Here is a 10,984-nt window from a genome sequence, read left to right as displayed (position 1 = left end):
TTATCCTGACTTGATTTCAGTTTTTTCTTTGTCAGTAAGGGTGTCAACAAGGAATATTACAAATTGTTAACCGAGTCTTGAAAGCCTTGTGCCACAAAGGTTTGAAATGTTAAGAAAGATGTGACTAAAGGACAGCTTATTAAGGGGGGACTAAGGGGGGATCGAACCTAAAATCCATTTTTAATTTAATTATAACCAGCTACTTAGCGATCAGAGCAGGTTTCTGACCTTCTTGGCTCTGGGGGGCTAAATCTGGTCTTTTGATCGAGAAAAATAGAAGCAGTTAAACTCATCTCTTATCTCTTAGTCTTGCCTTTGGTCAAATGGTCGCCATCAAGACAGAGATAAGCGATCGGCGAAACCTTCTGGTAGATTAGACTAAATGGGAGTTGGTTAACTGCTTTTATAAAATTGATGGTTCCCTAACCATCAGCATTGTCTAGGGTCGAAGGGAATAAAACAACCGAAGTTTAGGACTTTAAGCCAGAAGTTAAGAAAAACAGTGAAATTATTATTTTTGAGTAATGGCCACGGTGAAGATGAGATCGCGATCCGGATTATTAAAAGACTGCAATCATCTCCCCACTGTCCGGATATTACTGCTTTACCCCTAGTGGGTAACGGTTATGCTTATACTCGTCTGGGGATTCCCCTTCTCGATCAAGGTCAAAAAATGCCCTCTGGGGGTTTTATCACTGGGGATGCCAAACAATTATGGCGAGATCTGCGGGAGGGATTATTAGGATTAACCTCCCGTCAATACCGTCTGGTCAGAAATTGGGGCCAAGATGGGGGAAAAATTGTCGCGGTGGGAGATATCTTACCCCTTGCCCTTGCTTGGTTGAGCGGGACAGATTATGCTTTTGTGGGAACGGCTAAATCAGAATACTATCTCCGGGATGAGCAGGGATGGTTAGATAGTAGCTCGATGATCGATCGCCTCTGGGGTTCCTACTATTATCCCTGGGAACGCTGGTTAATGGCTCATCCTCGCTGTCGGGGGGTTTTTCCCCGGGATAGTTTAACTAGCAAAATTTTACAACAGTGGTCAATTCCTGTTGTCGATGGGGGTAATCCGATGATGGATGACCTTTTACCCCCCATAACGGCCGATTTTCCCCAAGATTGCCTAAATATTCTGCTGCTACCCGGTTCGCGCTTTCCCGAATCTCTCCACAATTGGCAGCAAATTCTCGCAGCTGTGGCCGCCATTATCGGCCGTTTTCCCGATTACAAGCTGGAATTTTTGGCGGCGATCGCTCCTTCTCTCCCCCCGGAATCTTTTACGGCTGCTTTAACTTCCCAGGGTTGGCGAGAACAAAGCACAAATAAGTTTATTTGTCAAGAAGTATTTATAACTATTTCTCAAAGGGACTACGCCGAATATTTAGGCCGTTGCCATTTAGCGATCGCCATGGCGGGAACTGCCACGGAACAGTTCGTCGGTTTGGGTAAACCGGCGATCACAATTGCGGGATCTGGACCACAGTTTACTGCTCATTTTGCCAAACTGCAACAGCGTTTATTAGGCTGTTCAATTCTCTTGGGCGATAGTGCCGAGTCAGTGGCAGACAAGTTAGAATATTTATTACAAAATCCCCCAAAGTGGCAAGAAATCGCCTTTAATGGTCGTCAGAGAATGGGATCGGCTGGTGCATCCGATCGCATTGCCCAATGGTTACTAGGCAATTTTTGCCCTTAAACGAAAGTATCGGTCTGATTTTCGCCGCTAGTGGGCCCCTCAAAAATAGTTTCTAGGGCGATTTTTTGGGCGCTTGGTTGTTGTCCGTAGCTGAAAAGATAGGGAATTTCTCCGCTTTGTTGACGAAACCACTGGAAAACGTAGGGACTACCATAAATAATCAATGCTTGAATCTGTCCGGTTTTCAGCAAAGCTTGATAGATAGCTTTCGTTTCCTCCCCTAATCCGGCACTACCCCGAAAAGGATTACCACGGATAAATACTTGTAGGAGAGTCGTTTCTGGGGAGACGAGGGACTGATTAAAGGTGCTACGGTCGATTATTTGCGTTTGATAACCCCATTGTCGGGGAATTGTCACCGCCGGACAAGAGCGATCAAGAAAGTCACAGTTGAGCAAATCATCGATAATGATTAAATTGCGGCCTTGAGTGGCTTTAATCGGTAAATTAGCGCTAACTGTTTGGGAATCTTTTAAAATATCCCTGACAATCTCTAGAGCTTGCGGTGCCGCTAAACTGCTTAAGGATTCTAAGGATGGCTGTCTTTGCCCCAATTTCTCTTTTGCTCGTTGAATACGTTGCCAAGAATCATTAATTCTCGCCTCGCTAATTGTACCCGCTTGCACGGCACTATACACCGCTTCGATCGCTTCGATCGGATCGGGAGGCATTAACAGTATATCAGCCCCCGCCTGTACCGCCCTCACTGCTATGGCGGCAGCACTGGCAATTTTAGTCACTCCTCCCATAATCAGGGCATCGGTGACGATTAAACCCTGAAAACCGAGATTTTGGCGCAGTTTTTCCCCGAGAATTTTCGAGGAAAGAGTGGCGGGAAATTCGGCATCCCAAGCGGGAATTAACAGATGGGCTGACATAATACTATCAACCCCCGACTCGATCGCTGCTTGAAAGGGGGGCAATTCGATCGCTTCTAGGCGATGATCATCGTGGTTGATGATGGGAAGATCGAGATGGGAGTCATTGCCGGTGTCACCGTGGCCGGGAAAATGTTTGGCCGTGGTCAAAACTGGATAGGAATTCGCCCCTAAAATAAAAGCTTGAGCTAGATTAGCGACGATTTCGGGAGTTTCAGCGAAGGAACGAATATTAATAACGGGATTGTCGGGATTATTGTTCACATCAACAATTGGGGCTAAAATCCAGTTAATCCCGATCGCTAGGGCCTCCTTAGCGGTAATTGCTCCCATTTCCTTAGCATATTCTGTGGCTTTTGTCAAGCTTTTTTCGGCTATTTTTCCTAAAGCCATCGGGGGGGGAAACCAAGTAGCGCCGGAAAACCTTTGGCCGACTCCCTCCTCGATATCGGCGGCAATGAGCAGAGGATTATCGCTGGACCAACTTTGTAATTGTTGGCTACGGAAAGCGATTTCGGCGGCGCTGCCTCCTAAGAGAATCACCCCACCGAGGTGGAGAGTTTCTAACCAATGTTTCAGGGTAGCGTTGACAGGTTCCCAAGCAGGATAGCGGATTTGTTGGTCAAAGAGATAGCCGGAAGCGCGGACTACTATCATCTGACCAATACGTTCTTTTAGGGATAAAATGCGATCGCTCACTATTCAGTTATCAGTTATCAGTTATCAGTTATCAGGTTTAAGTTTTAAGTTGCCAGTTTTGCCTAAATTTAGTTATCCTCTACTGGTCACTGGTCACTGATATCGGAATCGTCATCTTCTGGGGGTCGATCGCTTTTAATATGATCAAGAAGGTGTAACATTCGATCGCCGCGTTCGAGGGAAGAATCTTCTAGGAAGACCACTTCGGGGGTACGTCTGAGACGGATGCGTTGACCGAGTTCACGTCGGACGAATCCCGCAGCAGCTTTTAACCCGGCCATAGTTTCGGCCTTTGCATCTTTGTTGCCGTAGATAGACACAAAAATCCTAGCGTGTTGTAGGTCGTGGGAGAGGTCCACATCGGTAACGCTAACCATACCGGCACCGACGCGATCATCTTTAATTTCCATTAATAACATTTGGCTGACCTCGCGCTTAATTAGCGAGGACACGCGAGATACTCGACGATCATTGGCCATAATTTTCGTCCCCTAAAAACAGCGAAACCTTTACCATTGTATCAAGCTAATCCGAGCATGGCTTTAAGGGTGAAATAAAGAAAGGCGAAAGTTCCCCCCAGAAAGCCCACAAGTGCGATCGCTGTGAGGGGATTTTTTAATAAAGGGGCCAACCAGCCGAAAAAGGCGAAGAAAATCCCTAAACTAAAGCTAATCAGATAGCGGGGGTAACGGCTCACGTTATCAAAAAAGTCGCCCATAAATTTTATTTATTATCTTTGTCCGTAAGTAATTATAGCAGTAAGCTTCGATGCTGCCACGCCGCTCGATTCAAGGGACTTAACAGAATCCCTAGACTTTTGTACTATTTAGTGGTATAACTATCTGGCTGGAGAAAAATACAGAATCGCTCCACTCTAGATACAGTTAAGGGTACATTCAAGCTTGCGACGGGCATCGATCGATCCCTGAATTTGGGCTAACCAAAAGAGGATAATTAATAGCCGGATGACAGCGATCGAATATCGAATCTTGGCGGAGAGAGTCAGAAATTTCCCCGACTAATAAGGGATTGTTAAAACTTAGCTCCAAAGTAACTTTTGGATGGGTGCAAGGTTGGCATTGATACCTTAATACCTTAATTCAGCAACGACTAAGAATGCGGTGCTGGGGCAGAGGGTGATTAGATAGATAAATTCTAATTGTTAAGAAAATCTTAAACTTGGGTGTTGTCTGGAAAAAATCCGTCTAGGATTACAGTTATGATCGTCGAACAGTAAGCTCGATAATAAGTTCGCAGGAACATTTAAAATTAAACACTTATGGCTCTTCGGTTTGTGTTATGCAATGGACGGGGGTTATAAGGGCTGGAACACTTATATAGAAAGGCATTTAGCGATTTTTGTCAATTATTTTCGATCTAGAGCGAACTAATCAATTAAGTCTTTTACCAGATAAGGATTTAGTCGATTTATGCCCTCATATCGAACCATACCAAGTAACGAAGAGCCACACTTATTTCCTAAATTCATAAATGTCCTATGTTAAAGATTGCCACAATTCCCTATCCAATTGTCACAAAATACAAAAGCTTGTTTGGACAGGCAGAACCAATAGTAAAAAACCCTATTTGGTTGAACTGTTTTGCTCGTGGTGTGGATGGTCGTGTTTATCGAAAGTGGTTCGACAACAACGCCGGGTGGAAACCATCTGACTTTGATTGGCAGCCGCTTGGGGGGGGGATTACGGATTACCCAGTGGCAGTGGCATGGTCTAGCAATCGACTTGATATTTTTGCCCGCGGTGTCGATGGCGCTCTGTATCACAATTATGGAAGTAACAACGATAAACCTTTAGCAGGATGGGAACTACTGGGTGGTCAGATTCTAGGTTCTCCTACAGTTGTTTCTTGGGGAACTAATCGAATCGATATTTTTGCTCGTGGCACGGATAATGGTATTTACCACAAGTGGTGGGATGGGAAGGGGTGGAAACCCTCACAATTAGATTGGCAACCTCTGGGGGGTGGAACATCTGAGCCTCCTGCCGCAGTAACATGGTCTAAAGGTCGTTTAGACGTTTTCGTACTCGGTTTAGACGGGAATGTGTATCACAACTATGGAAATGGCAATCCTAACAACTGGAGCGGCTGGCAAACACTAGGTGGCTCACCGTTAAAAGGAGCGCCAACGGTTGTTTCTTGGGGGGCTGACAGGATTGATATTTTTGTCCGGTCCTGGGATGGTAGCATTAAACACAAATTATGGGATGGAGTATTTCCCTGGAAACCATCACAATTAGATTGGTATGATGTAGGTGGTCCGATTAACACCAATAGACCGGGTACATCTGACCCTCCTGCTGCGGTTGCATGGTCCAAAGGCCGGCTAGACGTATTTATACGCGGACAAAAAGAGGGGGCTGTGCATCATAATTATGGCAATGGAAGTCCTGGCAGTTGGAGTGGATGGCAATCACTGGGGGGCAAAATCCAAGGATCTCCTACAGTTGTTTCTTGGGGGACTAACAGGCTTGATGTTTTTGCCCGTGGGATGGATGATGGGGTTTGGCACAAGTGGTGGGATGGCGTTTTCCCCTGGAAGGGTTGGGAATTATTGGATAAACCAGTGAGTCCATCAATCGTTGTTTTTACTACAAAGAATCAAACTGGTGGAGCCATAAGGGTTAGCGGTAAAGGTTTTACCCCTGGTGGAAGAGTCAAGTTCTATGTTGAGAATCTAGTCAATCAAAAGAATCCATTCCATCTGACGGAAGATCGTGCAGATGCACAGGGACAGTTTTCGGAAAAAACTAATTTCTTCCAGGCTAACTGTTGGCCAAATCAAGTTAATCCTGCTGTAATTCGCGCAGTTGATGTGGTGACTGGTGCATCAGCAACAGGGAAATCAAATGCTTATACTTGCTAATTGTTTATTAAGTTTGATCCCATCGCCTCGTAGCGACTGTTTTGATTGTCAAGGGGTAATTCAAAAAACACTCAAGCAGTTACCCTAAAACTCAAAATCTCAAGCCGAAAAAAACGCAGGAAAAGCTAATCCGATCAGGCTAAAATAAAGCAGCTAAAACCCTTGATCAGAGACAAGAAGGGGTGTGATACTAAATCTCGTCATTAGAGACTGATTATCTATTGCCCCTTTTGTCTATTGCCTATTGCTTGTCCTGATATGTAGCCTATACTCAACGGATTTAGTGTGAATCTCTGGCGCAGAAAATCCCTAAACTAAAGCTAATCAGATAGCGGGGGTAACGGCTCACGTTATCAAAAAAGTCGCCCATAAATTTTATTTATTATCTTTGTCCGTAAGTAATTATAGCAGTAAGCTTCGATGTTCAAGGATAATTTGATCATTTCCCCGATTGACTCTCATCAGGATTGTGGGACATCCGGCGCGAGAATCATCAATTGTCCCTCCTTATCCTCGCGAATGGCTAGAATCGCCGGACGTTCATTTTCTGCCGACTGAGGGGATAACCCGCGAAAAACATAAGTCCAATTGTTATTTTGGATTAATAACCGCCAGACTCGCGGGGGATTGACTTTACTATCATTCGTTTCTTTTCCCCGCAGCTCTTCGAGTAATTTGGTCTCACCGATAATTCGATAACCTTTGAGAGAAGGATCGGTAAAAACATCCTCTGGATTACGACCGATCGCTATCTGTTTTTCCGGTAAAACTAAAGTGATAACTGGTAAGGTAGAACTATCATTAACTGCATCGCGACGGGCATCGCTCGATCCCTGAATTCGGGCTAACCAAAAAAGGATAATTAATAGCCAAATAACAGCGATCAAATCTTTTCGGAGAGCTTCGGGAATTCCCCGGACTAATAAACCTAAGAACTGAAATTTTTGATGAAATTTCCGTTTAGATTGACTGACAATTGAATAGGATGGCAGGGGAGACAAAATCCAGAGAGTAAATTGAATCGCAAAGGCAACGGCAACCAGCGCCAGAAACGTTCGCAGAAACGCCCCGAAATCGCCACAGAAGACCTGTATCGGCACAAAAAGGAAGGAACGCAAGGGCAAGTCCAGACGGTTGATCTCAAGGCTAAACCAGCCGAAATAGGCCCACCGATAAATCCATCCCGTAAAATAGAGAAAAATCCCCAGCAAACCGAGAAGACTGGCGAAAGTTCCTAGTATCTGTGTTCCGGGAGGGGGAGAATTCGGAGCGCTCACGGCAAAATGTCCCTGATTGGCGTTTTCGATCGCTATCCTACTCGATCGATCAGGTTCTATCGCCAGTTCTTTGTATTTTATCAAGGAGAATAACCCATGTCGATCAACGATCCCCGACAAGTTAGTTTTTTAATCGAGAAAATGGAAGCGAGTTTACCAATCCCTGTGCGTGCGACTCCCGAAACGTTAAAAATAGCTGAAACAAAAGGCGAGCGATACAAACCCGATCACCAGTTTTCGATCGATAAAATTTTCTACACGGGAGACGAGGGGGGAATTATTTGTTTCCTAAAAAATGAATTGGGAAAACAAACGGGTCTTATCTGTTCTTTAACCCATCTACGTATCGATAACGATCATCCGTTAGCGGCGGATATTCAATCCTACCAGAAAAAGCGATCGATGCGGATCGCACTACAGGATGGTAAAACCGGAAAAGCCCTCCGTATTGCCAAACAAAACCGCCCGAACAAAGGTTTCGGAAAGTAAAAATATATTGACAAAAACCGCAGGTTGGGTTACGAGTAGTGCTAACCCACCGCATCCAAGATCGAAAACAGAACCAACTAAATCCCGATCATTCAGGCAAGGTAAAGATGGAAAAACTCTACCCAATAATAACCGCAACTAGCCTAGTTTTTATCGCCTCTCTTGCTGGCTATCATCTACCAGCCACCGGCGATCGATCTCCCGTCAAGAAAATTCCCGTATTCATGCCGGATGATACAAAAGTATCTTTAAAAAATGGCACTTCTCTATCTGGGAGATTAATCAAGTTCGATTCCCAAGCAAAAAAGATCGCTTTAGGGAGAGAATCAAAAACAAAAGAAGTGGCAATGAAAGAGATCAAACAGATAGAGTTTCAAGGGAAGGTTATTATCAAAAGCGGAACGCTTGTTATTCGTGGGGAAGAGAAATCAAGCAATCCAAACCAGAATAGACAACGCTGGCAGGAACCTTTACAGAATTTCAAAATTATTGATGTTAATGAAGGAAAAGCGGAAGTAACTATAACCTCGCTAGATCCTCTAGAAATAAGAGGGATCGAAGGGGTGGCGAGTAACAGTTCTTACGTTGTCGAGGAAATTAAGTTCAACCCCTCGGACAAAATTGAGATTCAAGTAAACCCCCATTAAAATTCACAAAATAGAGGTCTATTTTTTAAGCAATTAAGGAAGACTTTAAATGGGAAAGTTGGCTGATGTATTGTTCGATTGTTTTTGGTGATAGTGGATCGTTTAAGGTCGGGTTAGCGAGGTCAAAGATGATGTCATTGATGAGATTTTCCTCATCTGTTTTATAGGCGATATCTTCTCTGCATTCGATGGCATCGGCCCAGTTTTCTAGGTCGGTGGCAGATAGAGCGTTATTAAGATAGCGATCGAGAATATCGATCAGATGCTCTTTTTTTAGGGTGATAATTGCTTCGCTACTGTCCCAAGGAAAGGTTTTTAGGATAGGGAGGATAGTTGATAAGGGTTGGTCAAAGTTGACTAGGGCGTTGAGGTATTCTTGTCTATTTTTCATGGGTATTTTTGTTTGATGTGAACAATAGAACCGTTGGGGGCGTAGGTTGTTTTGGTGTAAAAGAGAGTGATTCCTTCCGCATCAATTTGTTTTTCGTAGGTTGCATAGGAACCGGAAATATTTTTGGCGGGAACGTCTGCTTGAAATGCTTTGCCACCGTTGGGAAGATTATAGATCCGAATTGGGGTAGCATGACGGGGAAGGCGTTTTTGAAAGCGGTTGAGGTTGTCTAGTTGGGCTGGGGTTAAAGATGTCACCATATAGTAATTATAATCTTTATTGCCTTGGCGGTTGCTATATGAAAATAGACTATGATCGAGCCGCTAATGCCGCTTATATTCGTCGTTTTGAGGGAAAGGTTATTGATTCTGAGGAAGTAGCGCTGGGGATTATCTATGATTACGATGAGACGGATAGGATTGTAGGGATTGAGATTTTAGCAGTCAAACAGAGAACGGCCGAACAATTCAAAAATATTGATTTTCCGTTGGAAGAGAGTGAAAAACAAGAGATTAGACAATGGTTCGGAAAGTTAATAGTAAATTGTTAAGTGATGTGAGAAATTCAGGAAATATGGGAGGTGCTATAATTGATATATTTACTCAGTCAAAAAACGATGATTAAGTTAAAAGTCACAACGGTAGGGAACTCTATGGGGGTGATTTTCCCGAAAGAGTTGGTGGAGAAGCTGCGCCTTAGTAAAGGCGATATGCTCTACGTCTTGGAAACGCCGAATGGCTTTGAGCTTACACCCTACGACCCCGAATTTGTCCAGCAAATGGAAGTGGCGGAGGAAGTGATGCGCGAAGACTGGAATATTTTGAGAAAGCTGGCAACTTAGGCTCATGAACCAGCTAATCTGGATAGCTGATGGGGTAGCTCTCGCGATTCATCACCGCCAAATAGCCGAGCATGGTGGATTAGAGGGTATTCGAGATGAGGGGTTGCTAGAAAGCGCACTTTCCCGACCGCAAAATTTTCTGGCTTATTCTAAGTCGCCTCCTGACATGGCTTCTTTGGCAGCAGCCTACGCTTACCCAGGGAACAGCAAGAAATGTTAATCGAGTCAGGGGAGAATATCAGGAATTGAGAGCTTGTTCCTGTAGTTATGATTGCCGCATCATTTTCTATTTAGAACGAGACGAAAAAACTCAAACAGATAGGATAGTTTTGATTAACATTGGAACTCATGATGAGGTGTATTAACTAATAACTGATAGCGGAAATAACTATGAATCCCAAATTTTACGCCTTACTTACCCTTTCTCTAGTGGCTACCGTCACCCTACCAGTTGTTAACGGGAAACTCTCCTCTCTCGTCCCTGCGGTAATAGCGCAAAATACGGATGCGAGGAAAGCCGAAGCTGAGCAGCTTTTACAACTATGCCGTCAGAACCTTAAAAATAATCAAGCAGAAGCGGCGATTAAATCTTGTCAGCAAGCGATAACGGCGCACCAGCAAATCAAAGATCTTTCAGGGGAAGCAAAATCTGCCGTTAATTTAGGCATTGCCTATATTAGTAGCGGTCAATACAGTCAAGCTATTTCTATTTTAGAGAGGGGTGCTAAGATAGGGCAAGATTCAAAAGAACGTCGTGTGGAAGCACTCGCATTTTTAAATCTCGGTATAGCTTACTACGCTTCAGAGCAACCTAAGCGTGGTATTGAATTTTTACAGCAGGCTTTAACCATCGCAAAAGAAATTAAGGATGGCGAGTTAGAAAAAAATATACAACAAGTCTTAGCGGAAGCAGAGAAACCACCCGCTTCACCGCAGCAAAAAGAAGCCGATCGGCTTTTAGAGCAAGGCGCTCAACAATATAAAATAAGTCAGTTTGGAGAAGCCTTGCAATCTTGGGAACAAGCCTTACAGATTTATCGAGAAATCAAAAATCGCCAAGGGGAAGCCAATTCTTTAGGCAATTTAGGAATCGCTTACGGTTCCCTCGGACAGTACCAAAAGGCGATCGAGTTCTATCAACAGTCTTTAACTATCGCCCGCGAGATCGGAGATCGC

General features: G+C 44.2%; 14 protein-coding genes and 1 pseudogene. 8 read left to right on the top strand and 7 right to left on the bottom strand.

What is annotated here, in order from left to right; genetic code table 11:
- Positions 1-502 precede the first annotated feature (502 nt).
- Complete coding sequence (locus tag IM462_RS20635) at positions 503-1,702, top strand: lipid-A-disaccharide synthase-related protein (RefSeq protein WP_287701195.1); 1,200 nt, start codon at positions 503-505, stop codon at positions 1,700-1,702.
- On the opposite strand, the gene IM462_RS20630 is transcribed toward IM462_RS20635, so the two are convergent.
- The 3 genes from IM462_RS20630 to IM462_RS20620 all read right to left on the bottom strand — a co-directional run bounded on the left by IM462_RS20630 (position 1,699) and on the right by IM462_RS20620 (position 3,997).
- Positions 1,699-3,279: a glycoside hydrolase family 3 N-terminal domain-containing protein gene (locus IM462_RS20630; RefSeq protein ID WP_287701197.1), complete on the bottom strand. Its 1,581-nt coding sequence runs from the start codon at positions 3,277-3,279 to the stop codon at positions 1,699-1,701. The two genes, IM462_RS20635 and IM462_RS20630, sit on opposite strands and share 4 nt — an antisense overlap.
- 86 nt (positions 3,280-3,365) lie before the next feature.
- Complete coding sequence (gene rbfA, locus IM462_RS20625; protein ID WP_002735717.1) at positions 3,366-3,758, bottom strand: 30S ribosome-binding factor RbfA; 393 nt, start codon at positions 3,756-3,758, stop codon at positions 3,366-3,368.
- A gap of 41 nt (positions 3,759-3,799) precedes the next feature.
- Positions 3,800-3,997, bottom strand: coding sequence for a DUF751 family protein (locus tag IM462_RS20620; protein ID WP_002737592.1), 198 nt, complete (start codon positions 3,995-3,997; stop codon positions 3,800-3,802).
- 780 nt (positions 3,998-4,777) lie between these two features.
- Here IM462_RS20620 and IM462_RS20615 point away from each other — a divergent pair.
- Entirely contained in the window at positions 4,778-6,163 is a 1,386-nt protein-coding gene (locus IM462_RS20615; protein WP_287701200.1) for a PLL family lectin, read from the top strand.
- 295 nt (positions 6,164-6,458) lie between these two features.
- Here the strand turns inward: IM462_RS20615 and IM462_RS20610 are convergent.
- Both IM462_RS20610 and IM462_RS20605 read right to left on the bottom strand, forming a co-directional pair.
- Positions 6,459-6,533, bottom strand: a pseudogene (locus IM462_RS20610) (DUF751 domain-containing protein); the annotation flags it as partial.
- A 91-nt stretch (positions 6,534-6,624) separates the two neighbouring features.
- The gene (locus IM462_RS20605) at positions 6,625-7,524 is read right to left on the bottom strand and encodes a hypothetical protein (RefSeq protein ID WP_287701203.1); all 900 of its coding nucleotides are present in this window, start codon (positions 7,522-7,524) and stop codon (positions 6,625-6,627) included.
- 12 nt (positions 7,525-7,536) lie between these two features.
- Here IM462_RS20605 and IM462_RS20600 point away from each other — a divergent pair, with 12 nt between their 5' ends.
- Both IM462_RS20600 and IM462_RS20595 read left to right on the top strand, forming a co-directional pair.
- Positions 7,537-7,929: a hypothetical protein gene (locus IM462_RS20600; protein ID WP_287701205.1), complete on the top strand. Its 393-nt coding sequence runs from the start codon at positions 7,537-7,539 to the stop codon at positions 7,927-7,929.
- Between the two features lie 107 nt (positions 7,930-8,036).
- Positions 8,037-8,576 carry a hypothetical protein gene (locus IM462_RS20595; RefSeq protein ID WP_287701207.1) on the top strand — a complete coding sequence of 180 codons (540 nt, stop codon included), beginning with the start codon at positions 8,037-8,039 and terminating at the stop codon, positions 8,574-8,576.
- Positions 8,577-8,601: 25 nt separating this feature from the next.
- On the opposite strand, the gene IM462_RS20590 is transcribed toward IM462_RS20595, so the two are convergent.
- Both IM462_RS20590 and IM462_RS20585 read right to left on the bottom strand, forming a co-directional pair.
- Positions 8,602-8,967: a hypothetical protein gene (locus IM462_RS20590; RefSeq protein WP_104395877.1), complete on the bottom strand. Its 366-nt coding sequence runs from the start codon at positions 8,965-8,967 to the stop codon at positions 8,602-8,604.
- A complete protein-coding gene (locus IM462_RS20585; protein WP_002735197.1) occupies positions 8,964-9,227 on the bottom strand; it encodes a hypothetical protein in 264 nt (87 codons plus the stop codon). The genes IM462_RS20590 and IM462_RS20585 overlap by 4 nt, the downstream gene beginning before the upstream one ends.
- Positions 9,228-9,265: 38 nt before the next feature.
- Between IM462_RS20585 and IM462_RS20580 the strand changes: the two genes are divergently transcribed.
- The 4 genes from IM462_RS20580 to IM462_RS20565 form a co-directional block, all read left to right on the top strand.
- The gene (locus IM462_RS20580) at positions 9,266-9,517 is read left to right on the top strand and encodes a DUF2283 domain-containing protein (protein WP_287701211.1); all 252 of its coding nucleotides are present in this window, start codon (positions 9,266-9,268) and stop codon (positions 9,515-9,517) included.
- Between the two features lie 66 nt (positions 9,518-9,583).
- Positions 9,584-9,808: an AbrB/MazE/SpoVT family DNA-binding domain-containing protein gene (locus tag IM462_RS20575; RefSeq protein ID WP_080603334.1), complete on the top strand. Its 225-nt coding sequence runs from the start codon at positions 9,584-9,586 to the stop codon at positions 9,806-9,808.
- A 4-nt stretch (positions 9,809-9,812) separates the two neighbouring features.
- Entirely contained in the window at positions 9,813-10,028 is a 216-nt protein-coding gene (locus tag IM462_RS20570; protein WP_287701213.1) for a type II toxin-antitoxin system death-on-curing family toxin, read from the top strand.
- A 170-nt stretch (positions 10,029-10,198) separates the two neighbouring features.
- Positions 10,199-10,984 (top strand): tetratricopeptide repeat protein (locus tag IM462_RS20565; protein ID WP_287715563.1); only part of this gene is annotated, 786 nt, incomplete at its 3' end.

It is taken from the genome of Microcystis sp. M144S2, assembly GCF_020246065.1.
Taxonomy (GTDB): Bacteria; Cyanobacteriota; Cyanobacteriia; order Cyanobacteriales; family Microcystaceae; genus Microcystis; species Microcystis ichthyoblabe_A.
The sequence above is the reverse complement of the archived record's forward strand: the minus strand, read 5'-3'. Positions and strand labels throughout refer to the sequence as shown.